Genomic DNA, 23,995 nt, shown 5'->3' with positions numbered 1-23,995 from the left:
AATGGAACCTCTATTACGTGAGATTCCATCTAGAGTGAAATGAGATTAACTCGCTATTCTATGCGAGTTAATCTCAAAGTAGCTCTTTACTCTCATAAAAAATAATTAAAATTAAAGGAAGTACAATGAGTCTAAAACAAACTCTTTGCGTATATGATCTAATCGATTGCGCTAGTGTTAAAGGTGAAGACATTGTTGCATTGTTCCAAGATTTCCCACACATTGAAGTCATGTCTAAAACGGTTAAGGATCACAAAGGACAAAGTGACTTTGTTCGCATTCTTATTCCAGGAACACAAGGTAAATCACAGCATAAAGATGCGCCAACACTGGGAATCATCGGGCGTTTAGGTGGAATTGGTGCTAGGCCTTCTCGAATAGGTGTTGTGTCTGATGCAGATGGTGCGATTGCCGCACTTGCAGCAGCGCTTAAACTGGCACAAATGCATGAAAAGGGTGACCAGTTACTCGGTGATGTCGTGGTCACGACCCATATTTGCCCAAATGCGCCAACACGTCCGCATACACCTGTTGATTTTATGGATTCGCCCCTTGAAGATGCCACGATGAATCAACATGAGGCGATCCCTGAAGCGGATGCTATTTTGTCCGTAGATACCACGAAGGGAAATCGTTTACTCAATCATAAAGGGTATGCACTGTCTCCAACAGTAAAAAATGGTTATATTTTACCTGTGTCAGAGGATTTAATTCGTTTGATGGAATGGAGTAGTGGCCAAAAAGCGGTGACATTTCCATTATCAATTCAAGACATCACGCCATATGGTAATGGCCTACATCATATCAACAGTATATTACAACCTGCGGTATCAACATCTGCACCAGTGGTTGGTGTCGCTATTTGCTCAGAAACGGTAGTACCAGGTTGCTCTACAGGGGCCAGCCATGAGGTTGATATTGCGGCTACTGTAAAATTTATGATAGAAGTGGCTAAAGCATTCACAGGAAAACAATGTGTGTTTTATGATGTTGAACAATATGATTTATTGACGTCATTGTATGGTGATATGTCACACCTGCAAACAGCAGGTAATAATGCAGCAAAAAAATGATTAATTTATAAATAGTCACAGTTAATTATTAGCGTTGTCAGTGTTATTAAAATAATTAACTGTGCTCTATTGGTGAGCTATAAATTCGATTCTGTTGTGTTGTCTGGAATATCCTCATTTTCAATAGGAACAATGAGGTCTGCATGATTACCTTTTGGGCCAATAGTCACACTAAATTGAACTTTCTGGCCTGCTTTTAGTGTCCTGTAACCGTCCATTTGGATACAGGAATAATGAGCAAAAATATCTTCTCCGCCATCAGCCGGGCAAATAAAACCAAAGCCTTTTGCGTTATTGAACCACTTAACGATACCCGTCTCCATATTTTATCCTTCAAATTTACCAGTATTTGCATTTAGAACGATGTATAAAAAACACATACAAAATAAGTATAAATACGATGTTATTTGTTCGTAAAATATACTGTAATAAATTACCTTCTAAGGTCAAGAGGTACGGTTCAGGAATTGCTGGAAAGTGTTAAGAATTCGCTAATCAATAGCGCTCATTTTCTATAATATTTGATATGGCTCACAGATTGCTAACCATGGAAGCAAAGGTGATTCCCATGATACACTGTCGCTTGATGCAATATAGACAAAAAAACAGCATAGTAACTAAATGGTATAGTTTTATGATGTTATCAATATGATTGATAGAAATCGTTGATAATAAAGACTATGCTTAAATTGAAGTTAAACACTGAGCAAGAAAGTAATGAGTGATTTTCTGGGTACATTTAAAACGGACGTCATTTTTAAAGATGAAATAGAACAAACCTTACAGCCACCATCGATGTATAAGGTGCTATTAAATAATGACGATTACACCCCGATGGATTTTGTTGTCGAAGTGTTACAAAAATACTTTTCTTTTGATGAAGAACGCGCTACACAGATAATGTTAGATGTCCATATTCAAGGAAAGGGAGTTTGTGGAATTTTTACAGCAGAGGTTGCTGAAACGAAAGCGGCGCAAGTCAATACTTTTGCTCGTGAACATGAGTACCCTTTGCTTTGCACTATAGAGAAAGTCTAATTTGGCTTAATATCAATTTTGGGAGGTGCTTATGCTCAATCAAGAACTGGAGCTTAGTTTAAACGTAGCTTTTACGAAAGCGAAAGACAGTCGCCATGAGTTTATGACTGTAGAGCACCTATTGCTAGCGTTACTGAGTAATATCTCTGCTCGCGAAGCTTTAGATGCTTGTAAGGTTGATCTTGTTGCATTACGTCAAGAACTTGAACACTTCATCGCGCAAACTACACCTTTGTTACCCGAAAATGATAGCAGAGACACCCAGCCTACGTTGAGTTTTCAGCGTGTATTACAGCGCGCTGTTTTTCATGTGCAATCATCTGGGCGCAACGAAGTCAGCGGTGCAAACGTATTGGTCGCGATTTTTAGTGAGCAAGAGTCCCAAGCTGCGTACTTATTACGCAAGCATGATGTAAGCCGTTTAGATGTAGTTAATTATATTTCTCATGGCACGATAAAAGGCGAAGAGTCGTCATCAGAACAAGATATCTCCTCTAATAGTGTGCAAAACGAAGAGCAGCCGGTCCCAGAAGACCATATGGACAACTTTACGACCAACTTGAACCAGCAGGCCAAGAAAGGGAATATCGACCCTCTGGTTGGACGTCAGGCTGAATTAGAGCGTACGATTCAAGTATTGTGCCGCCGTCGTAAAAATAATCCACTATTAGTCGGTGAGTCAGGTGTCGGTAAAACCGCGATTGCTGAAGGGCTAGCATGGCGTATTGAGCAAGATGATGTACCTGACGTAATGAAAGGCTGCACAATTTTTTCATTAGATATTGGTTCATTATTGGCTGGAACCAAATACCGTGGTGACTTTGAGAAACGTTTCAAAGCATTATTAAAAATGCTGGAAAAAGATCCGAAGAGCATTTTATTTATTGATGAAATTCACACTATCATCGGTGCAGGAGCCGCGTCTGGTGGGCAAGTTGACGCAGCGAACTTAATTAAACCGTTGCTATCAAGTGGTCGAATTCGTGTTATTGGTTCAACAACATACCAAGAATTTGGCAGTATTTTTGAGAAAGATAGAGCGTTGGCTCGTCGTTTCCAGAAAATTGATATTGTAGAACCAACTCCCGAAGAAACAATTCGTATTATCAATGGGTTGAAGCCTAAGTATGAAGCTCATCATGATGTTCGTTATACCGCAAAAGCGATCCAAGCGGCGGTGGATTTATCCATTAAATATATCACCGACAGGCATTTGCCAGATAAAGCCATTGACGTGATTGATGAAGCCGGGGCGCGAACGCGACTAGTTGCACCAAGTAAGCGTAAAAAAACCATTGGTGTGCCTGAAATTGAAACAGTTGTGGCGCGTATCGCCCGTATTCCTGAAAAAACGGTTTCCTCAAGCGATAAAGATAAACTCAAGACACTCGACTCTCGTTTGAAAATGTTAGTGTTTGGACAAGACAAAGCGATAGATTCATTGTCTGAGGCAATCAAAATGAATCGGGCAGGTTTAGGGTTAGAAAATAAACCTGTGGGTTCTTTCTTATTTGCCGGTCCAACAGGGGTGGGTAAAACCGAAGTGACTGTCCAGTTAGCGAAAGCGTTGGATATCAAATTGCTGCGATTTGATATGTCTGAATATATGGAGCGTCACACGGTTAGCCGCTTAATTGGTGCGCCTCCTGGCTATGTCGGCTTTGACCAAGGTGGTTTACTGACCGATGCGGTTATCAAACATCCGCATTCAGTGGTGCTGTTAGATGAAATCGAAAAAGCGCATCCAGATGTGTTTAATATTCTTTTACAGGTAATGGACCACGGAACGTTAACAGACAATAACGGTCGTAAGGCGGATTTCCGTAATGTTGTTGTGGTAATGACAACCAACGCTGGGGTGCAAGAAACTCAGCGTCGTTCTATTGGTTTTGCTGAGCAAGATAATAGCACTGATGCGATGTCTGAAATCAAAAAGGCGTTCTCACCAGAATTTCGCAACCGCCTTGATGGTATCATTTGGTTTAACTCATTAACTCCAGAAATTATTACGCAAGTCGTTGATAAGTTCATTGTGGAATTACAAGTTCAGCTTGATGAAAAGGGTGTATCAATTGAAGTTAGCGCCGCGGCTCGCCGCTGGTTGTGTGAAAAAGGTTATGATAAAGCGATGGGTGCCCGACCTATGGCTCGCACCATTCAGGATAACCTGAAAAAACCATTAGCAAACGAGTTGTTATTTGGTTCACTAACCAATGGTGGCTCTGTAAGTATCGGGCTTGATGAAAAAAGTAACACACTGACATACAGCTTCAGTAGCGTGCACAAGGCCTCTCCGGAGGATGCGGTATTCTGACGAATAGACCACAGGTGTATCAATGCACCTGTGGTTGTCAGGCCTTGCCTGAAGAGAATATCAACGGCTACGGAAAATGATTCGGCCTTTGCTCAGGTCATAAGGTGTTAACTCTACAGTTACCTTGTCGCCTGTCAGGATGCGGATATAGTTTTTACGCATTTTTCCAGAAATATGAGCAGTCACCACGTGACCGTTTTCCAGTTCAACACGGAACATTGTGTTTGGCAGGGTATCTAAAACTGTGCCCTGCATTTCAATATTGTCTTCTTTGGCCATCTAATCCTCTAAGTTTAATAACCGTGATTTTTAACGGGCAAGATAATGCCCAAAAACCCGCACTAAGTAAAGAAGTGTCGCATTTTAACGCGATCTTTATTTTTAAGTGAAGGAATAAAATTAATGTAAAACCAAAATTCATTAATCGAAAATTGGCGGTATTTCAATCGATTGCGGTATCCAGCAGGCGGGGTCAATCGCTTTGTCACGCCACCGATAAAGAATATGTAAAAAATCCCTACGGGATATCTCTTTTGCGCCCATTGAGGCGGTATGGTGGTTAAGTACCTGACAATCAAAAAGCTGCCCATTATAGCGCAAAAAATGAAAATAGAATGTAATAAAAGCAAATTTGGATGCATCATTCATTCTACTGAACATAGATTCCCCACAAAATAGGTGCCCCATGTTCACGCCATACAGGCCTCCAACGAGTTTATCGCCATACCAAGCTTCAATGGAATGCGCCATACCCGCTTGGTGTAGCGCTAAATACCCAGCTTGAACTTCGGGTAAAATCCATGTGCCTTCTTGGCGTACAGAACAAGCTTCAATAACTTGCTTGAATGCATGGTTAACAGTAATGCGATAAGTCTGCTTTTTTAAAACTTTTTTCATTGACCGGCTAATATGGAGTTCACCAACCATGAGTACTGCTCTAGGGTCCGGAGACCACCATAAAGGCATCTCTCCAGGATTAAACCAAGGAAAGATACCATCATAATAGGCAGCTTGCAGCCTTTTTGATGAAAGATCTCCGCCAATCGCTAATAAGCCATTGGGCTCCCGCATGGCTTCAGACACGGGAGGGAATAAATAGGAGTCATCATCTAATTGGTACATATACGCCTCAGAGCGGTTGCTGTGCCCAGTGGCGCTGGCGGAACTGATAATACTGGCCTTGCATACCTAACAGCGCTTGATGGGTACCTTGTTCGATGATTTTACCATTATCCATCACACAGATGTTATCCATTTCCTCTAAGCCCTGCATACGGTGAGTAATGACAATTAACGTCTTATCGGCACATTTTTCTTTTAACAGTGCTAAAATTTGCTGTTCAGTTTGTGCATCAAGCCCTTCCGTTGGTTCATCCATTAGAATTAATGGTGTGTTATGTAATAAAGCACGGGCAATACCTAAGCGGCGTTGTTCCCCTCCAGAAAGTTGTCGGCCGCCTTCACCCATCCACGCATTAAGCTTTAATTCGTTTTCTAATAAATTGCCTAGACCAACTTGCTGCAATACTTCGCTTAATTCGATATCCGTCGCTTGTTCATTGGCGAGTAATAGATTATTGCGCAATGTATCACTAAAGACATGAACCCGTTGTGGTACTACAGACATCATATTACGTAACGATTTTTCGCTAAATTCGTTAATAGGCGTACCATTTAAGTAGATGGTTCCGCTATCAACATCCCAAGCACGGGTTAATAACTGCAGAAGAGTGGATTTACCACAACCTGTTTTACCTAATAAAGCAAGGTGTTGGCCTTTATTTAATGTTAAAGACACATTTTGAAGAACGGCAAATGGCTGTTCTGGATAGGTAAATGAAATATTATCGACAGTCAGATTTTCCAATGTTGCGATTGAAGGGCTTTCACTTGGGAAAGTTACCTCTGGTTTTGCGGTCATTAATTGGGAAACGCGAGTAGCAGATGCAATCACTTGACCCATATGTTGGAAGGCAACAGCAACAGGGCCTAATGCTTCGAAAGCCGCTAGCGCACAGAATACAAATAAAGCAATCAGTGCTCCCGGTTTTGTATCGCCCCCTACATGGTCGGCAGCCATCCAAAGAAGCAGTGTTGCTGTAACACCAGAGGCAAATAAAATAATGGCTTGAGATAATCCAGTGAGTGCCGCTTGCTGTTGTTGACGCACTTGCCACTTATTTTCGATATTAAGCAAGTTTTGGCGAAAACGTTCAGTGGCGCCAAATAATGTTAACTCAGCTTGCCCTTGCAGTGCGGAGGTTAAAATAGTGCGATAACTTCCACGTAATTCGGTTAGCTCACGGCCAATGGGTTTTCCTGCACGATAAAATATAAATGGCATTGTAAATAGCAAGAACAGCATGATGCCACCCAGTGTCCAAGCAAGACGAGGGTCGAGATAACTTAAACCAAAAATAAGGACAAAGGTAACAAAAAATGCAGTAATGATCGGCGATAAAACACGTAAATAGAGGTGATCTAGTGTCTCTACGTCAGCGACCAGACGATTGAGTAACTCCCCTTGACGAAAACGACTGATACCACCCGGCGAAAGGGGCAATACTTTACTAAAAGCAAAAACCCGTAAATGAGCAAGTACTTTAAAAGTAGCATCGTGGCTAACTAGGCGTTCTCCATAGCGGCCAGCGGTACGAAAAATAGCGGCACCACGGACACCCGCAGCGGGTAACATGTAATTAAAATAGTAAAGACCCGGAAAACCAGCAATGGCGGTTCCGGCTAAAAACCAACCAGAAAGGGTAAGTAAGCCAATACTTGCCAGTAAGGTCACAATCGCCAAGATAATGCCTAATGTAATTAAAAACCAATGGCGGCGGTAAAGGGCTAAGAAAGGTAATAAAATTTTCATTATCAAAGCTCCTCACTGCGATGGGCAAGTAACTGGGCAAAAGCGCCTTCTGACTGGCTTAACTGTGTGTAATTACCTTGTTGAATGATTTGCCCGTTAGCCATTACCCAAATTTGGTCATAATCAAGGGTTTCTTCCAGTAAATGGGTGACTAAAAGGGTCGTTTGCTGACTTGATAGCTGGTTAAGTGTTTGCATAACACGTTGTTCGCTGTGGGAGTCTAAGCTCGCAGCAGGCTCATCTAGAAGGAGCATACGAGAGGGTTTCAACAGGGTTCGTGCAACGGCAACTCGCTGAGCTTGCCCGACCGAAAGGCGAGCGGCATAGTCACCCAGCTTGGTATTTAGGCCATCAGGCAAATGGGCTAAGAATTCGGAAACATATGCATTATCAATCGCCTGTTGAATTTCCGCTTCTGTAGCATTTGGCTTGCCTAAACAGATGTTTTCAACCAGTGTTTGCTCTGGAAGGTGAGGGTTTTGCCCAACCCAACCGAGTAACTCACGCCATTTATCAGGGCATAATTCACGAAGTTCAACACCATTTATGGTGATGGAACCGCGATAAGGCAAAAAGCCTAACAATAAATTCAGTAATGAGCTTTTTCCCGCACCACTTTGACCAACAATTGCAATACGTTGTTGTGGCTCAATATTGAAATCTAATGGCCCAGCAAGGCGCACACCATCATGGGATAAAATTTCTAATTGTTTAGCCTGAATATAGATAGCCTCATCACTCAGTGTTTGGGTTCCTTGTTGAGCTTTTTGTTCGCCCTCACTGTTTAATAGTGTTTCGAGTGTTTCAGCGGCACCAACAGCTTGCGCTTTGGCGTGGTAGTATGTGCCAAGGTCACGTAATGGTTGGAAAAACTCTGGTGAAAGTATTAGGGCAAGAAAACCCGCAAATAGCGTGACAGGTAAACCATAGCTACCGAAGTTCATTTCACCCAGGTAGGAAAAACCAAAATAGACAGCAACAACAGCAATAGAAATCGATGCAAAAAATTCAAGTACGCCAGAAGACAGAAATGCCATCCTCAATACTTCCATCGTTCTGGAACGAAAATCTTCTGTTGATTCACGAATTTGCTTAATCTCTGCTTTTTCACGAAAAAATAACCGTAAGGTATCAAGGCCTCGTAGTCTATCGAGAAAACTCCCGCTTAAACGACCTAAGGCAATAAAGTTACGACGGTTAGCATCCGCAGCGCCTAATCCGACTAATGCCATAAAGATAGGAATCAGCGGGGCAGTGACGAATAAAATAAGTGCTGCAGCCCAGTTAAAGGGGAAAATAGCAATCAGGATCATAATGGGGATGATCCCAGCTAAATACATTTGAGGAAGATAGCGCGAATAGTAGTCTTGCATATCTTCAATTTGTTCAAGAATAATTGTAGCCCAGCTACCCGCTGGCTTACCTTTAACCCACACAGGGCCGAGTTCTTGAAGTTTATCGAGTACCATGGTACGTATTTCTTGGCGCACCACTTGGCCACAACGAAAGCCAACGCGTTCTCGTACATAAGTGACAATTGCGCGTAAGATAAAAACGCAAATCAGAAGAACAAAAGGGGTTAATAGCTGTTCTCGAGGAACGTTATCCATAATCAATGCTTGTAAGATAACAGTTAAGAACCAGGCTTGAGCAATAATCATTAATCCGCTCAAAATGCCTAGTAACATAGAGATCCGCAACCAGCGCTTGGCAGGGGCACTGTGTTGTTTTAACCAACGTACCAATTCAGTCTGTCTTGATTTATCCATAATGATTTAGTTAGCAGGTGTAGTTTTAATGTCATTGAGTATAGTTAGGAAATATCACCCTAACGTTGTTTTTACCATGCGTGATATTGCAGTTGACCTGTTTTAAACCGCATGGGAACGATAACTTTTGATCTGGTAACGCAATTGGTGATTATAAGAAAATCTGCGTTTTTGATCTTACCCACAAATTCGAGTATTAGAGTACATCATAACAGCTTCACCACGATATGTTACCTAATAAAAGTGGGTTATTTAAAGTGAGTTGTACTTTGTTATTAAATTGTTTTATAAAGGTAAATTTAATATTTCAGTAAATTTTTAGATGTAATGATATTGGGATATTACTGTATTTCTACGTAATAAAAAGGTGGCTTAACAAAGAAATGTTAAGCCATAGGCATTTTTCACTACAATTAGAATGTGGGGTCTATCATTAACCATTCTTTGGGTTTTAATCTATAGTTTCCTTTTAATAAATTATCCCAAGCCTGATCTTTTTCTTTCATGGTATTAAATGAGCGAGTTTGCGTATCCATTAACTCCCAGGTTTGTTCCGTTTGTTGCCATATATTGCAATCAATACTAGAACTACTTGGATAGGAATAGCACATAACCACATCATCTTGATTGTTTTGGTTAACATCGGCCATAAAGCCCACACACGGGTATGGGTCGTATTGTGAGGTACAATACCAAGCACTGCTAAGGTTTTCCCCGAGGTCGAACCAACTCTCCGGTATTGCAGGGCTATTTTGAGCTTGAATTAATACTGATTTTAGCGATCTGCGCTGTTCTTCTTCATAAGGGCTGGTTTGGAATAGTTTTTGATATTCAGGGTTATTATTGAGTTTTTCAAAAGCTTGTTGCCCTTTCTCACCTAATTGTTTTAAGTCATAAGCAAGCGAGCTATTGACTTTGATTTTGCCATTTTCAATCCCCGCAAGAATACTGTTCAGTGTGATGCGTTTAAAATCAGCAATAGGGCTGTTAATGACCAATATAATGGCAATTAGAGACAAAATTCCCGCTTTATTGATAGGGCCTAAATAGGACATCCAGGCTGATTTTTTATAGATAATTGCGATGCTATAAGCAAAAACCAATACAAATAGGAATAGGGCAATAGTAAAGGCGTATAGGCGCTCAACACTCCAACTATACTGGTTAACTCGTACTAAAATTCCATAGAGCGAAAGCACTGAAAATGCATTAAGTAACATAATGCTAATTAAGACAAAACCGTTGAGACCCGCACGGAATTGATATTGGGTTGTGCCATCGCCATACACGAAATTGATAAAAATAAGGTTTAAAATTAAAAACCACAGCATTACTGCGGAGCCTAAGCCAGCAGAGGTCAAACCTGAAAAGTAGGAAACAACGAAACCGCCTAAGAAAATAACAGCAACAATATTCAAGAGCGGTAAGAAAAAACGCGCAATAAAGCTAACAAAATTACTGAGTTGTACATTCAGTGCTGTACGTAAAAAAGCTAAACTCACGTTGAACCCAAGGGCAAAGCTCACCCAATAGATAACGTCGCTATCAAGAGCTTCACTCAAAAAAGTTAGGTTAACAATGCCAAATAAAAAACTGGCTATTTTTACGATTAATGTTAGCAACCCACCGATTATAGAAGCGAGAATACCCAGAAAGGTATTTTTAATATATAGCCCCATTAAGCAACCGTAATCAATTTTCCATGTTCTTGTGGTTTGCCACGATTGCATCCAAGGAAGTATAAAAAAGAGCAGGACGGTGAGGGTGATAAAGGCGAAGAATGGGTCTGTATCTGCAGGATTTAGAAAGTCTTGGGCATGCCAGTAATTGAGCCAGACAATTCACCCAATAATGACCGCAATGTTGAGATAAAAAATAGCGGATCTTGCATTGGTAATTAGGTAACTGATTGCTGAAGGAACAAAAATGGCGAGCAAAATAGGCAGATATAGGGTGGTGGCGCTTAGTTGGCTTTCTAGGCGGATAGAGTAATCAGTAGTGGCTGTGATGACGATGCCTTGAATCACGGCAAGTATGACAATAATAAAATAAGAATAACCGCGAATGGCATCACGTTCTAATTGTTGCCCCATACCTACACCTTATATTAATTAATGTTATGTAAAAACAGTATAGGCAGTATTAAAAAAGTACAATATAAACTTGGTCTTAAAAATATATGCAAAACCAATAGTTAGGATGGGGAGTATAAGTAATAAAAAAGGCTTCAATTGAGGAAAAATTGAAGCCTATCTAAATTACAATCACTTATTGATTATTTTGATGCTAAGCCATCAAGATAACGTTCTGCATCTAAGGCTGCCATACAACCTGTGCCCGCAGAGGTAATTGCTTGGCGGTATATATGGTCCATGACATCACCAGCCGCGAACACACCTTCAACAGAAGTTTGAGTTGCATTGCCTTGGGTGCCAGATTGCACTTTAATATAACCGTTGTCTAAATCTAATTGGCCTTCAAAAATAGCTGTATTTGGGCTGTGGCCGATGGCAATAAATGCCCCCATAACAGGGATATCTTCTGTTGCATGTGTTTTAGTACATTCTAAGCGCACACCCGTCACGCCCATATCATCACCTAATACTTCATTTAATGTGCGGTCGGTATGCAGAATAATATTACCGTTCTCAACTTTATCCATTAAACGATTAATCAGGATTTTTTCTGCACGGAAACTATCACGACGATGAATTAAATGAACTTCTGAAGCAATATTAGAAAGGTACAATGCTTCTTCTACCGCAGTGTTTCCGCCACCAACGACAGCGACTTTTTGGTTACGATAGAAGAAACCGTCACAGGTTGCACAAGCTGAAACGCCACGGCCTTTGAACGCTTCTTCTGAAGGTAGGCCGATATAACGAGCGGAAGCCCCTGTTGCAATAATTAATGCATCGCAGGTATATTCATTTTCATCGCCAATTAAACGGAAAGGACGTTGTTTTAAGTCCACTTTTTGGATATGGTCAGATATGATTTCGGTGTCAAATTTTGACGCGTGCTCATGCATGCGTTCCATAAGCCCTGGACCGGTTAAACCTTCTGGGTCACCAGGCCAGTTTTCAACTTCAGTTGTGGTGGTCAATTGACCGCCTTTTTCCACCCCAGTAATCAATGCTGGGTTTAAGTTTGCACGTGCAGCATAGACAGCCGCAGTATAGCCCGCAGGGCCAGAACCAAGAATGATTAACTTGCGATGTGTTGTTGTGCTCATGAATTCCTCTTTAATCTAAAAAGCATTTATCAGATTGTAGGAGAAATAAGAGGTTAACAAAAGTGGTTTAAGTGCGACTTAGTTTCATTTGGCTTATTTCATCAATAGGTAATACCGACAAAATGTAAAAAAATATGACAAAAAGTTGCTTGTGTCACGCATCACAATTTTTAGGAATTATCTTGAATTAAGGCTGCGAAACGTTTTACTGGAAAAAAAAGCGAAATCTTGTACTGATTTTTATTCATTTGCTTTGACAATCGGCTGCGCATTTGCGAAAACATCAGTGTAAGAGTTAATTATCTAGCTGATCAATGGAAATGGCGCATTTTTGTTCTTGCTGGAAAATTAACTTTACACTACTTACAAATTTAAAATACAAGTAAACATTGTGGGTGATAATTACATTCACACTAACTTCAGCATTATGAATAAAATTTGCTCCTGAACACGAATTCCTAAATAAAAAAGGTGGTGGCTAAGGTGCTTATTTTTAGATGTAGAAAATAACAATTAGAGAAAGAGAGATAAAGAGATGATTGACAATAAAAAGCGTCCTGGCAAAGACCTTGACCGTATCGACAGGAATATATTAAACGAACTACAAAAAGACGGGCGAATTTCTAACGTAGAGTTATCTAAACGAGTTGGTTTATCTCCAACACCTTGTTTAGAGCGTGTACGTCGCCTTGAGAGACAAGGATTTATCTCTGGCTATACTGCGTTATTAAATCCACACTACTTAGATGCATCATTGCTCGTGTTTGTTGAAATCACACTTAACCGTGGTGCTGCGGATGTATTTGAGCAATTCAATACAGCAGTTCAAAAACTGGAAGAAATTCAGGAATGCCACTTGGTTTCTGGTGACTTTGACTACCTGTTGAAAACGCGTGTGCCAGATATGTCCGCATATCGTAAACTGTTAGGTGAAACTCTGTTACGTTTACCAGGCGTAAACGACACTCGCACCTATGTAGTTATGGAAGAAGTTAAACAAAGCAACCGCTTAGTGATCAAAACTCGCTAATTAGTGCTTTTTAACCTCGCTTCAGCACAGCATTTCAGCTTTGTTGCCGCACTGCAGTTTCAACGCTGAGTTTACTCAGCGTTGTTCCGTTTTTCTCACCTCATTTGTTGCTTTATAAAAACGTAATATTTTGCTGTTTCACAGCTTCAACTGGCTGCTATCCATGCCTTTCTACTTTGTTTTACGTAAATTACTTAGCAACTGATAAGTTTTATTTCCAATTTATTGATTCTAAAGCTATAAATATTTAGGATTTTTGACGAGAAATAGAAATTGAATCATCATACATTAGATGGAATACTGCACCTTAGTGCTTTTGTGAAGCCTTGATATCTCTTAGTCGCTGTAAAACAGGCAGAGTCAGGCGTTTAATGGTAGAATAAACCTAGGTTAGTCAAGAACATCAGTTAGCAAAGAAATAATAATGAGCCAAGAATATACAGAAGATAAACATATCAAATTTAAAAAACTAAGTAGCGGAAGACGGCTATTAGAGGTTATTTTGCTCGCAATATGCTTGAGCGCACTCTTCTTAATGGTGGCTTTATTGAGCTTCAGCCCTTCAGATCCAAGCTGGTCACAGACCACTTGGAATGCCCCAGTGAAGAATTTAGGGGGTAGTGTAGGTTCATGGAGTGCAGATATTCTTTTCTCTGCTTTTGGTATTCTTGCATTTGCCATTCCTGCACTATTACTCCTAGGCTGCTGGGCGATTTTCCAATATGAAAGTCGGCGCCGATATATTGATTTTTTCTCTTTATCGTTAAGATTAATAGGTGGTTTAGCACTTATTTTATCTTCTTGTGGACTTGCGGCTCTCAATTTTGACGACTTACCTAATTTCGCCTCTGGTGGTGTGATTGGCAGTGTATTTAGTAATGCAATTATGCCGTGGTTCAATTCATTAGGTGCTACGTTAGCATTGCTGTTTTTATGGGCGATAAGCTTTACGCTGTTTACGGGATGGTCATGGCTTACAATCGCAGAAAAAATTGGTGCAGCGGTACTTCTCCCTATTACTTTGCTAACAAATCGAGCGAGGGGAGACGATTTAGATAACTATGATTACGACGTTGAAGAAACTGAAGGAGCTTTACAGCGTGCGCAAGAAGCTGAGCACAGAGCCAATGACAGCCTAGAAAATATTGATGCGGATGATGTTTTGTTTTCCGCACCCACTGTGGCTGAATTAGTCACTGAAGTCGCTCCAACAACGGAAAAAAATACGGGTGAAGCGGTTGTTACTACAGAAAACCCAATTCCTTCAGTGAATCAAAACACATCAGAGCAAGATTCGGTACCTGCTTTCTCTGCAGTGGATGAGCCGAGCACATATCATTTTGAAGTACCAGAAGATTACCAGCCTAAGCTCGGTGCAAGTTTTGATTCAACATCAGATACCGTTAATGAGCCGTTAGTTCAAGCGTCACCGTATGTTGCACCAGAAGAACCGATGTTAAGTGTTCAGCATAATCAACAAATAGAACAACAAAAACAAGACAATACCGCTTATCAAGAATATTCGGATAAACAAGAAACACCTGTTAATCAAGCTGCGTTTGAAGCTCAAGCAACATCAGTGCTCCCACTTGACTCTTCAAGTACAACAGAAAGTTTTATTCCATCATCAGTTACTGAAAGGGTCTCTAATCCAGCTGCATTAGCGGCTGCGGGTATTTCAGTCGCTGCACTGGAGCGCCATGCTCAGGTTAAACAAAATATGGAGCCGGAGCTTCCACGGCCAAATCCTGTTCGTTTACCGACTCGTCGTGAGTTATATGGTATTCGCATTCCATCGTTACGTGATGCGGAACTACAGCGGCGTGAAGAAGAGGCTTCTAAACGTGAACAAATATATCAGCAGTGGTCTACGAGTGAGTCTGACCAACCTGAAACTGATGATGAGGCACAACAAGACGAATTATTACGAGCGCAGTTCTTAGAACAGCAACGTGAACGTTATGGTGAAGTTGATGAAACTGATTATGATGTACCGCTTAATAGCCTGCACTCGCATGATGAGCAATTACAAAATGAGCCAATGACTGAAAATAGAGTCAGCGCATTTACGCAGCCAGAAATTGAACACCGTTGGGCGTCAGCTTCACAACAATCCAATAATACGCATACAATTCCAGAGCCTGATGAGGCCGTGCCAGTCGTGGATAATGGCTATCAACCTCAGTTTACACAAGAGCAAGAAGACTTTGAGCCCAAAATTGATTTAAGAAAAGAGTTCTCTGTGCTGGATAGTTTTACCCCTGTTGATGATTTGGTTGACAACGAGCCAGCTGACCCATTATTTATGCCATCATTTAGCGCGACTTCTGTTACAGCAGGTACCCCACAAAATAATATCGCTGAAGGGCTTGCTAGCTCACCATCAGTAACACAAACTTTTGGGCAGCCACAGCAGCCACAGCAGCCACAGCAGCCACAGCAGCCACAGCAGCCACAGCAGCCACAGCAGCCACAGCAGCCACAGCAGCCACAGCAGCCACAGCAGCCACAGCAGCCACAGCAGCCACAGCAGCCACAGCAGCCACAGCAAGATAGCTTATTCCACCCGTTCTTAGTGCGTAATGACCAACCATTACCAAAACCAACAACGCCAATGCCGTCTCTTGATTTGCTGGCAAGTCCGCCAGCACAAGAAGAGCCAGTGGATATGTTCAAACTAGAACAAACAGCAAGGTTGATTGAAGCAAGGCTTAATGATTACCGCGTTAAAGCTGAAGTGGTTGGTTTTTCTCCAGGCCCTGTCATTACTCGGTTTGAACTTGACCTCGCACCGGGAGTAAAAGCTGCACGGATATCCACATTGTCACGTGACCTTGCTCGTTCGTTATCAACCGTAGCCGTACGTGTTGTAGAAGTGATACCGGGTAAACCTTATGTAGGCCTCGAACTCCCTAATGAGAAACGGCAAACCGTTTACCTAAGTGAAGTCTTAGACTGCGATGATTTCCGCAAAAACCCATCTCCTCTCACTATTGTATTGGGTAAAGATATTGAAGGTGACCCTGTTGTTGCGGATTTAGCGAAAATGCCTCATTTACTCGTTGCGGGGACAACCGGCTCTGGTAAGTCGGTTGGGGTGAATGCAATGATCCTCAGTATCTTGTATAAAGCCAAACCCGAAGATGTTCGCTTTATCATGATTGACCCGAAAATGCTGGAGTTATCCATTTATGAAGGTATTCCGCATCTATTGACTGAAGTGGTTACTGACATGAAAGATGCGGCGAATGCCTTGCGCTGGTGCGTGAATGAAATGGAACGCCGTTATAAACTCATGTCTGCATTAGGGGTACGTAACCTAGCGGGTTATAACGACCGCATTAAAGCAGCAGAAGAAATGGGGCGGCCAATTCCTGATCCACATTGGAAACCCGGTGATAGCATGGATGTAGAACACCCAATGCTGAAAAAAGAACCTTACATTGTTGTCATGGTTGATGAATTTGCCGATTTAATGATGACAGCAGGTAAAAAAGTGGAAGAGTTAATTGCACGGTTGGCACAAAAAGCACGTGCCGCAGGCATTCATTTAGTATTGGCAACTCAACGGCCATCGGTTGATATCATTACTGGACTAATCAAAGCAAATATTCCAACGCGGATTGCATTTACGGTATCCAGTAAAATTGACTCGCGCACGATCCTTGACCAAGGCGGCGCGGAATCTTTACTAGGCATGGGGGATATGCTGTATTTACCACCAAACTCTTCAATTCCAGTGCGGGTGCACGGAGCCTTTGTCCGTGACCAAGAAGTTCATGCCGTTGTGAATGATTGGAAAGCTCGCGGTAAACCACAATATATTGATAGCATCACGACCTGTAGTGACGATAGCGAAGGTGGTGGTTATGATAGCGGAGGTGAAGAGCTTGACCCACTGTTTGACCAGGCAGTTGAGTTTGTTGTTGAGAAACAACGCGTTTCCATTTCTGGGGTTCAACGCCAATTCAGGATAGGTTATAACCGTGCTGCAAGGATTGTTGAGCAAATGGAGCTCCAAGGTATTGTCAGTGAGCAAGGGCACAATGGTAACCGTGAAGTTCTTGCTCCTCCGTCAATGGGGCATTAATAATTTAGTGTGCTAATTGCTGGTTTAATTTAAGGGGTGTATAAAGACGTAACACCTCTTATGGTAATAATTTTAAGGTCTCTCATCGATGAAAAAAATGATGTTATTGGGTGCGTTAGCCCTGAGTTTACATATTGGCCAAGTATTGGCAGACGCAAGCCAAGACCTTCAAGAACGTTTGAATAAGGTCAATAGCTTCCAAGCTAGCTTCTCGCAAAAGGTGACGAGTCCTGAAGGGGATTTGGTTCAAGAAGGTGTTGGGGATTTATGGCTTGAGCGCCCAAATTTATTTAATTGGAACATGACATCACCTGATGAAAGCGTATTGGTGTCAGATGGTAAAGATTTGTGGTTTTATAATCCGTTCGTAGAACAAGTGACGGTGACTAATTTAGCGGATGCTACGCAGGATACGCCATTTCTACTAATTACACGTAACGACCCGAAAGATTGGAAACAATACTCAATCATTCAGCAGGGAAATACGTTTGATTTAAAACCAAAACAAACTAATGGGACTCTAAAACGTTTCTCCATTACGGTTTCTCCCGAAGGGACGATTGAGCAGTTTTCAGCGGTTGAACAAGATGGCCAAACCAGTGCTTATCAATTAAAAGAGCAAAAAAATGGTCGCGTTGATGCGAGTAAATTCAAGTTTACAGTACCAAAAGGCGTCACTTTAGATGACCAGCGTTCAAATGCTAAATAAGCTTGATTAGAGAAAATATGAGCCAGCAGTATTCATATTTGCTGGTTAATGTAAGATATTTTAAGAAGTAAAAAAGAGGATATAGTGGGTAACCTGTCTCTTGATTTTTCGCAGAATGAATTTCAACCTTTAGCAGCAAGAATGCGGCCTGAAACCCTTGAACAGTATATTGGCCAAAAGCATTTATTGGCTGAGGGGAAACCGTTGCCACGTGCGATTAAAGCGGGTCATCTGCACTCCATGATTTTATGGGGGCCCCCTGGAACAGGCAAAACAACCCTTGCCGAAATTATTGGTAATTATGCGCAAGCCGATATTGAACGTATTTCAGCAGTTACTTCTGGTATTAAGGAAATTCGAGAATCCATCGAAAAAGCCCGGCAAAATCGCAGCGCGGGGCGGAGAACCATTTTATTTGTCGATGAGGTTCATCGTTTTAATAAAAGCCAGCAAGATGCATTTTTACCGCATATAGAAGATGGCACGATTACATTTATTGGTGCAACAACTGAAAACCCATCATTTGAATTAAATTCCGCGTTGTTATCACGTGCTAGGGTGTATTTGCTTAAATCCCTTGAAGAAAATGATATTGAACAGGTCTTGTTACAAGCACTGGCAGATTCATCTCGTGGCCTTGGTGGGCAAAATATTGTTCTGCCTGATAACACGCGCAAAATGGTCGCTCAGTTGGTTAATGGGGATGCTAGGCGTTCATTAAATCTCCTGGAAATGATGGCAGATATGGCAGAGGCTGATAGCCAAGGGCAGCGTATTTTAACCGCTGATCTGTTAAAAGAAGTTAGCGGTGAACGTACTGCACGGTTTGATAACAAAGGCGACCGTTATTACGACTTAATCTCTGCTCTGCATAAGTCGATTAGAGGCTCAGCACCAGATGCTGCACTGTATTGGTTTGCAAGGATTATTACTGCGGGTGCTGACCCTCTGTATGTTGCCCGTCGGCTACTTGCAATTGCATCAGAAGATGTGGGGAATGCGGATCCTCGTGCGATGCAAGTCGCCATTTCAGCTTGGGATTGCTTCACGCGAGTGGGGCCAGCCGAAGGCGAGCGTGCAATTGCCCAAGCTATTGTTTATTTAGCTTGTGCGCCGAAAAGTAACGCGGTTTATACCGCCTATAAAGCAGCGATTAAAGATGCACAAATGCAGCCAGACTACGATGTGCCAGAACATCTTCGAAATGCCCCAACTAAACTATTAAAAGAAATGGGTGCAGGGAAAGAATATCGTTATGCACATGATGAACCTAACGCATATGCTGCGGGAGAAAATTATTTTCCTGAACCTATGCAAACAACACGTTATTACTACCCTACGAAACGGGGCCAAGAAGGCAAGTTTGCTGAAAAATTAGACTGGTTAGCCCAACAGGATCAAATTAGCACCACAAAACGCTATCGCTAAACTAGGCAATGCGGTAAGGTTATATAGCGAAATACTTTACTTTATTTGTTGTGCTGGAATGCACCTCAAAAAGTATCATTAATTACTAACAATAATCACAGGATAAGCATGCTCGATCCCAATTTACTGCGTACGGAGCTAGACGCGGTTGCTGAAAAACTGGCTCGCAGGGGTTTTACCCTTGATGTGGAAAAGCTGCGTGAATTAGAAGAACGCCGCAAAGTTTTACAAGTTGAAACTGAAACCCTGCAAGCAGACCGTAACTCGCGATCGAAAACTATTGGTGCGGCGAAGGCACGTGGTGAAGATATCGAACCATTACGTCTGGAAGTTAACCAATTAGGCGAAAAATTGGATTCTGCAAAAGCAGAGCTAGATAAGCTGCAACAAGAAATCCGTGATATTGCCTTGAGTATCCCGAACATCCCTGATGACCAAGTACCTGATGGTAAAGATGATTCTGACAACGTTGAAGTTGCTCGTTGGGGTGAACCTCGCCAGTATGACTTCGAAGTTAAAGACCATGTTAGCCTTGGTGAGTTATCTGGTGGCTTAGACTTCCCTGCTGCGGTAAAACTGACAGGAGCACGTTTTGTTGTCATTAAAGGGCAAATTGCTCGCATGCATCGTGCCTTGGCTCAATTTATGCTTGACTTACATACTGAACAACATGGTTACCAAGAGTTGTATGTTCCATATTTAGTCAACCATGACACACTGTACGGAACTGGCCAATTACCAAAGTTTGGTGAAGATTTGTTCCATACTAAACCACTGGAAGAAGAAGCTGACAGCAGTACTTATGCGTTGATCCCAACCGCAGAAGTTCCAGTGACTAACTTGGTTCGTGATGAAATTTTAGATGAAGACTCACTTCCTCTGAAAATGACGGCACATACGCCTTGTTTCCGTTCTGAAGCAGGGTCTTATGGCCGTGATACACGCGGTTTGATCCGTATGCATCAGTTCGACAAAGTTGAGTTAGTACAAATCGTTCATCCAGAAAAATCCATGGATGCATTGGAAGAGCTGACTGGTCATGCAGAAAAAGTATTACAATTACTGAACTTGCCTTATCGTAAAGTGATTTTGTGCACCGGTGATATTGGTTTTGGTTCACGTAAAACCTATGACTTAGAAGTGTGGTTACCAGCGCAAAATACTTATCGTGAAATTTCATCTTGTTCAAACATGTGGGACTTCCAAGCGCGTCGTATGCAAGCGCGTTTCCGCGGTAAGAGTGATAAGAAAACACAACTTGTTCATACCCTGAATGGTTCTGGTTTAGCTGTTGGTCGTACATTGGTGGCGATTTTAGAAAACTACCAATTAGCTGATGGCCGTATTGAAGTTCCAGAAGTATTGCGCCCATATATGAAAGGGCTAGAGTTCATCGGTTAATTTCCGTTACTCTTTCAAACATAAAGCGCGACTGACGACAGTCGCGTTTTTTTTGTGTAAATTTAAAGTGTTCTGGAAAAAGCATCCTCAGGTTAAACCTGATCCCCCCTCAATATTTTCCAAATAGCAGCATTCAATGTATGACATTAATCTACGGTAAAATAAATTTATCGGAGTGATATTGATGGGTGTAATTATTGGTGTTTTCTTATTAGCAGGTATTGTAAAAGGGGTGATCGGGCTAGGCCTACCAACAATCGCGATGGGGTTATTAAGCACATCAATGGAGCCTGCTGCAGCTGCGAGCTTATTAATTATTCCATCGTTAATTACTAATATATGGCAATTATTGATTGGCCCACAATTTATGGCACTAATCAAACGGCTCAGTGGTTTTATTATTGGGGGTCATGCTTGGCACATTATTCAGTTTTTTACCTTCTTTAACCTCGGCATCTCGTTGGACACTACCTACACTGGGTATCGTGCTTATTATCTATGGAATTTGGGGCTTAATTGCTAAAAAAACGCCATCTTTCGAGAAACATGAAACATGGCTTTCGCCAACAGTGGGTTATATTACAGGTGTAATTACAGCAGCTACAGGAGTATTTGTTATTCCAGCAGTTCCTTATTTGCAAACCTTAAAATTAAATAAAGATGAGCTTATTCAGGCTCTAGGGTTAGCATTTACCGCATCAACAGTTGCATTAGCCATCAAGTTATCCATTGACCATCAACAATATGATATTAATTGGAGTTTATCTGCCTTTGCCTTAATACCTGCTATTGGTGGAATGTACCTTGGTCAATATTTACGCAAGATTATTAGCGAGAAATTATTCCGTCGTTGCTTTTTTATTGGGTTAATCGGATTAGGTATTTACATGACGGCAAAACTAGCTTTCAGATGACCAGTTAATTAAAAAATGAATAAACTCGTTGGTATAATCAGGTAATTGGCTGAAATCTCGTGCGCAGATAACTAATTTTCGGCATGCCCAATCTTCGGTCAATTGCAGTATTTTACTAGTAGAAAATTGACTACGCTGTGCCGCTTGTTTGGGAATAATAGCAATGCCAATTCCATCGTTAACCCCTTGCATTACCGCATCTAGTGTTGGCATGCGTACCCGGTAGTTGAGCCGCTTGCCTTGCTGTTTGGCGTTATTATCAATATGCTTTTGTAATGGGTTATCTTCCATTAAACCAATAAATTCAGCATCAATAATATCAGAAAATAGAACGCTTTTTTGGCTTACCCAAAGGCTATCTTTATGGGCAAAAACGACTAATTCATCTGAGCTGAATGGCCGAATATCCAGACCAGTGAGGTCAGTAGAATCTGTGATAATACCAATATCTGCAATTTTATTTTTGATGGCAGTGACGATATTAGCACTTGGCATTTCTTTCACAGATACAGACATAGTGGGTTGTTGTCGTAAATAAGCGCTAACACGGGCGGGTAAAAATTCCATTTGAGCTGAAGTATTACAAAGAATATTAATATGCCCACGCAGGTGTCGACTATATTTTCGCAGTTCATCTTGCATTAATTCAATTTGCTGCAAAATTGTTTTCGCATGCTCAATAAATGCATGACCTGCATTCGATAATGAAACCCCTTTCACTGAACGAATAAATATATCGATGTTTAATTCATTTTCTAACCCACGTATTCGTTCACTTGCAGATTGCAGTGTAAGATAAGTTAGTTTTGCTCCTTGGGTGATGCTTCCTGCATTGGCGACATTAACACACAGTTTTAAATCAGTGGTATCGAAATACATGGAAAACAACTCCAAATTATGAAAAGAAGAGGGAAATTATCATTTAAAGGAATATATGTGAATTTTTTCGGAATAGCAAAAAGGAAAGCAATTGCTTTCCTTTTTTTAGATTTAATGATTTAACAAAGTCGTCAAATCATTAGATTTTGGTTTATTTTACTTGTGAGAAAAACAGGCTGCGATAGCTGCTGTAATAGCAAACATACATAATTGGCATAGAAACTAATAAACCTAAACCTAATGGGATAACTGAAATTATCATTAAGATTGATAAAACGATAAAGAACAGGATACCTGGTAGGAGGTTTTTCTTAACAGCTTGTAAGCTTGCTGAGATTGCAGCGCCAACAGTGAAGTCATGGTTCATCACTAATGCAGGAGCAAACCAAGTTAAGGCTGTACCCACTAATGCTGCAATGGCCATTATGATGATTGCAAAGAAGAATGTACCTGAAGACGCAAGGATAGCCGCGTCAGATGGCGAACCGTATTGGTTGCTTTCCATCAGTAAACCGAACATTGCAGAACCACCGATAATAAATGCGATGATCATTCCTACTAAGTTAGCAGCAAAGTTGATGGCTCCAACGGCAAATAGGGTACCAAATTTATTTTGGAAGCCTGCAAATAATAAGCCGATTTCTGCTTGGCCTGTTTTACGTTGATTTTCACTGATAGCAATAATACCACCGATAAAAATAGGTGTAATAAAAGTAATCAGTAAGTTCAAGAATGGGATCATTGAAATGATAAAGATCACCGCAAACAGAACGATGTTAATTAGGATCCACATTCCCAGTTTTTCTTTAACGAGAGACCATGATTGGCTGATCCAGTTAACACCTTCACCTGCATCTACTGCGCGAGGTTCTGCGTGAAAAACGAATGTATCGGCTTGAGTTTGTGCGTTAATTGTAGGTGCAGGATTGTTATCTGCACTGAAGTTTTCATTATTCATGATAAAAAAGGAACCTGTTAGTCGTAGTGAATTAGCGATATATTATTATTAATAAGTTTTTTGAGCTTATACTCATTCTTGTAACTTATCGGCAGTAGTATGCAGATAAGTTAGCTTATTATAAAGCAGACTATTCTGGTAAGATATTTTTGATTAAAATTTTCTTGTATAAAATATTTTCTATCAAAATAAGAAGGTTATCTATTCCTTAATGTACTGAATAAAATACGAATATTTAGTATATTTAGTGAAAAAAACTATTTTTTGGTTCTATCAACAAGGTTA

General features: G+C 41.1%; 20 protein-coding genes. 10 read left to right on the top strand and 10 right to left on the bottom strand.

The window, feature by feature from the left end; all coding sequences use genetic code 11:
- The first annotated feature begins 125 nt into the window (after positions 1 to 125).
- Positions 126 to 1,073, top strand: coding sequence for a DUF1177 domain-containing protein (locus FVA72_RS15210; RefSeq protein WP_110591393.1), 948 nt, complete (start codon positions 126 to 128; stop codon positions 1,071 to 1,073).
- 77 nt (positions 1,074 to 1,150) lie between these two features.
- Here the strand turns inward: FVA72_RS15210 and cspD are convergent, their stop codons facing one another.
- On the bottom strand, positions 1,151 to 1,396 hold the full coding sequence (cspD, locus tag FVA72_RS15205) for a cold shock domain-containing protein CspD (RefSeq protein WP_110591394.1): 246 nt from the start codon (positions 1,394 to 1,396) through the stop codon (positions 1,151 to 1,153).
- A gap of 394 nt (positions 1,397 to 1,790) precedes the next feature.
- Between cspD and clpS the strand changes: the two genes are divergently transcribed.
- Both clpS and clpA read left to right on the top strand, forming a co-directional pair.
- Positions 1,791 to 2,111, top strand: coding sequence for an ATP-dependent Clp protease adapter ClpS (gene clpS / locus FVA72_RS15200; protein WP_004256357.1), 321 nt, complete (start codon positions 1,791 to 1,793; stop codon positions 2,109 to 2,111).
- A 31-nt stretch (positions 2,112 to 2,142) separates the two neighbouring features.
- Positions 2,143 to 4,425 (top strand): ATP-dependent Clp protease ATP-binding subunit ClpA, encoded by a 2,283-nt coding sequence (clpA, locus tag FVA72_RS15195; protein WP_004256354.1) that lies wholly within the window; start codon positions 2,143 to 2,145, stop codon positions 4,423 to 4,425.
- A gap of 60 nt (positions 4,426 to 4,485) precedes the next feature.
- On the opposite strand, the gene infA is transcribed toward clpA, so the two are convergent.
- From infA to trxB, 7 genes are all read right to left on the bottom strand, one after another.
- Positions 4,486 to 4,704 carry a translation initiation factor IF-1 gene (gene infA / locus FVA72_RS15190; RefSeq protein ID WP_004244560.1) on the bottom strand — a complete coding sequence of 73 codons (219 nt, stop codon included), beginning with the start codon at positions 4,702 to 4,704 and terminating at the stop codon, positions 4,486 to 4,488.
- Positions 4,705 to 4,845: 141 nt separating this feature from the next.
- Positions 4,846 to 5,547 carry a leucyl/phenylalanyl-tRNA--protein transferase gene (gene aat, locus FVA72_RS15185; RefSeq protein WP_004256353.1) on the bottom strand — a complete coding sequence of 234 codons (702 nt, stop codon included), beginning with the start codon at positions 5,545 to 5,547 and terminating at the stop codon, positions 4,846 to 4,848.
- A gap of 7 nt (positions 5,548 to 5,554) precedes the next feature.
- On the bottom strand, positions 5,555 to 7,297 hold the full coding sequence (gene cydC, locus FVA72_RS15180; protein WP_110591395.1) for a heme ABC transporter ATP-binding protein/permease CydC: 1,743 nt from the start codon (positions 7,295 to 7,297) through the stop codon (positions 5,555 to 5,557).
- A 2-nt stretch (positions 7,298 to 7,299) separates the two neighbouring features.
- Positions 7,300 to 9,066 (bottom strand): heme ABC transporter permease/ATP-binding protein CydD, encoded by a 1,767-nt coding sequence (gene cydD, locus FVA72_RS15175; protein WP_110591396.1) that lies wholly within the window; start codon positions 9,064 to 9,066, stop codon positions 7,300 to 7,302.
- 413 nt (positions 9,067 to 9,479) lie between these two features.
- Positions 9,480 to 10,745 carry a DUF7057 domain-containing protein gene (locus FVA72_RS15170; protein ID WP_243154717.1) on the bottom strand — a complete coding sequence of 422 codons (1,266 nt, stop codon included), beginning with the start codon at positions 10,743 to 10,745 and terminating at the stop codon, positions 9,480 to 9,482.
- A gap of 162 nt (positions 10,746 to 10,907) precedes the next feature.
- The gene (locus FVA72_RS22130) at positions 10,908 to 11,159 is read right to left on the bottom strand and encodes a hypothetical protein (protein ID WP_243154716.1); all 252 of its coding nucleotides are present in this window, start codon (positions 11,157 to 11,159) and stop codon (positions 10,908 to 10,910) included.
- 182 nt (positions 11,160 to 11,341) lie between these two features.
- Positions 11,342 to 12,301, bottom strand: a complete 960-nt coding sequence (gene trxB / locus FVA72_RS15165) for a thioredoxin-disulfide reductase (protein ID WP_004256339.1) — start codon at positions 12,299 to 12,301, stop codon at positions 11,342 to 11,344.
- 535 nt (positions 12,302 to 12,836) lie between these two features.
- Between trxB and lrp the strand changes: the two genes are divergently transcribed.
- The 7 genes from lrp (at position 12,837) to FVA72_RS15135 (ending at position 21,873) form a co-directional block, all read left to right on the top strand.
- A complete protein-coding gene (gene lrp / locus FVA72_RS15160) occupies positions 12,837 to 13,331 on the top strand; it encodes a leucine-responsive transcriptional regulator Lrp (protein ID WP_004256338.1) in 495 nt (164 codons plus the stop codon).
- A gap of 424 nt (positions 13,332 to 13,755) precedes the next feature.
- Entirely contained in the window at positions 13,756 to 17,421 is a 3,666-nt protein-coding gene (locus tag FVA72_RS15155) for a DNA translocase FtsK 4TM domain-containing protein (protein ID WP_137019274.1), read from the top strand.
- A gap of 88 nt (positions 17,422 to 17,509) precedes the next feature.
- Positions 17,510 to 18,130, top strand: a complete 621-nt coding sequence (gene lolA, locus FVA72_RS15150; RefSeq protein ID WP_004256331.1) for an outer membrane lipoprotein chaperone LolA — start codon at positions 17,510 to 17,512, stop codon at positions 18,128 to 18,130.
- Positions 18,131 to 18,214: 84 nt separating this feature from the next.
- Positions 18,215 to 19,558, top strand: a complete 1,344-nt coding sequence (locus FVA72_RS15145) for a replication-associated recombination protein A (RefSeq protein ID WP_110591398.1) — start codon at positions 18,215 to 18,217, stop codon at positions 19,556 to 19,558.
- 108 nt (positions 19,559 to 19,666) lie between these two features.
- Complete coding sequence (gene serS, locus FVA72_RS15140; protein WP_137019272.1) at positions 19,667 to 20,959, top strand: serine--tRNA ligase; 1,293 nt, start codon at positions 19,667 to 19,669, stop codon at positions 20,957 to 20,959.
- A gap of 184 nt (positions 20,960 to 21,143) precedes the next feature.
- Positions 21,144 to 21,482 (top strand): hypothetical protein, encoded by a 339-nt coding sequence (locus tag FVA72_RS22125; protein ID WP_310889352.1) that lies wholly within the window; start codon positions 21,144 to 21,146, stop codon positions 21,480 to 21,482.
- Positions 21,370 to 21,873: a sulfite exporter TauE/SafE family protein gene (locus FVA72_RS15135; RefSeq protein WP_310889351.1), complete on the top strand. Its 504-nt coding sequence runs from the start codon at positions 21,370 to 21,372 to the stop codon at positions 21,871 to 21,873. Before FVA72_RS22125 ends, FVA72_RS15135 begins: the two co-directional genes overlap by 113 nt.
- On the opposite strand, the gene FVA72_RS15130 is transcribed toward FVA72_RS15135, so the two are convergent.
- Positions 21,859 to 22,752, bottom strand: a complete 894-nt coding sequence (locus FVA72_RS15130) for a LysR substrate-binding domain-containing protein (protein WP_096864170.1) — start codon at positions 22,750 to 22,752, stop codon at positions 21,859 to 21,861. The two genes, FVA72_RS15135 and FVA72_RS15130, sit on opposite strands and share 15 nt — an antisense overlap.
- 151 nt (positions 22,753 to 22,903) lie before the next feature.
- Positions 22,904 to 23,710: a BPSS1780 family membrane protein gene (locus tag FVA72_RS15125; protein WP_004256309.1), complete on the bottom strand. Its 807-nt coding sequence runs from the start codon at positions 23,708 to 23,710 to the stop codon at positions 22,904 to 22,906.
- Between the last annotated feature and the right edge of the window lie 285 nt (positions 23,711 to 23,995).

Origin of the sequence: Providencia sp. PROV061 (assembly GCF_011045655.1) — a bacterium.
Lineage (GTDB): Bacteria > Pseudomonadota > Gammaproteobacteria > Enterobacterales > Enterobacteriaceae > Providencia > Providencia hangzhouensis.
Note: the sequence above shows the minus strand (reverse complement) of the source record. Positions and strands in the feature narration are given on the sequence as shown.

Excerpts from the sequence above, each read along its gene's own strand:
- FVA72_RS15210 (WP_110591393.1), top strand. The coding sequence starts at position 126 with ATGAGTCTAAAACAAACTCTTTGCGTATATGATCTAATCGATTGCGCT.
- cspD (WP_110591394.1), bottom strand. The coding sequence starts at position 1,396 with ATGGAGACGGGTATCGTTAAGTGGTTCAATAACGCAAAAGGCTTTGGT.
- clpS (WP_004256357.1), top strand. The coding sequence starts at position 1,791 with ATGAGTGATTTTCTGGGTACATTTAAAACGGACGTCATTTTTAAAGAT.
- clpA (WP_004256354.1), top strand. The coding sequence starts at position 2,143 with ATGCTCAATCAAGAACTGGAGCTTAGTTTAAACGTAGCTTTTACGAAA.
- infA (WP_004244560.1), bottom strand. The coding sequence starts at position 4,704 with ATGGCCAAAGAAGACAATATTGAAATGCAGGGCACAGTTTTAGATACC.
- aat (WP_004256353.1), bottom strand. The coding sequence starts at position 5,547 with ATGTACCAATTAGATGATGACTCCTATTTATTCCCTCCCGTGTCTGAA.
- cydC (WP_110591395.1), bottom strand. The coding sequence starts at position 7,297 with ATGAAAATTTTATTACCTTTCTTAGCCCTTTACCGCCGCCATTGGTTT.
- cydD (WP_110591396.1), bottom strand. The coding sequence starts at position 9,066 with ATGGATAAATCAAGACAGACTGAATTGGTACGTTGGTTAAAACAACAC.
- FVA72_RS15170 (WP_243154717.1), bottom strand. The coding sequence starts at position 10,745 with ATGGGGCTATATATTAAAAATACCTTTCTGGGTATTCTCGCTTCTATA.
- FVA72_RS22130 (WP_243154716.1), bottom strand. The coding sequence starts at position 11,159 with ATGGGGCAACAATTAGAACGTGATGCCATTCGCGGTTATTCTTATTTT.
- trxB (WP_004256339.1), bottom strand. The coding sequence starts at position 12,301 with ATGAGCACAACAACACATCGCAAGTTAATCATTCTTGGTTCTGGCCCT.
- lrp (WP_004256338.1), top strand. The coding sequence starts at position 12,837 with ATGATTGACAATAAAAAGCGTCCTGGCAAAGACCTTGACCGTATCGAC.
- FVA72_RS15155 (WP_137019274.1), top strand. The coding sequence starts at position 13,756 with ATGAGCCAAGAATATACAGAAGATAAACATATCAAATTTAAAAAACTA.
- lolA (WP_004256331.1), top strand. The coding sequence starts at position 17,510 with ATGAAAAAAATGATGTTATTGGGTGCGTTAGCCCTGAGTTTACATATT.
- serS (WP_137019272.1), top strand. The coding sequence starts at position 19,667 with ATGCTCGATCCCAATTTACTGCGTACGGAGCTAGACGCGGTTGCTGAA.
- FVA72_RS22125 (WP_310889352.1), top strand. The coding sequence starts at position 21,144 with ATGGGTGTAATTATTGGTGTTTTCTTATTAGCAGGTATTGTAAAAGGG.
- FVA72_RS15135 (WP_310889351.1), top strand. The coding sequence starts at position 21,370 with ATGCTTGGCACATTATTCAGTTTTTTACCTTCTTTAACCTCGGCATCT.
- FVA72_RS15130 (WP_096864170.1), bottom strand. The coding sequence starts at position 22,752 with ATGTATTTCGATACCACTGATTTAAAACTGTGTGTTAATGTCGCCAAT.
- FVA72_RS15125 (WP_004256309.1), bottom strand. The coding sequence starts at position 23,710 with ATGAATAATGAAAACTTCAGTGCAGATAACAATCCTGCACCTACAATT.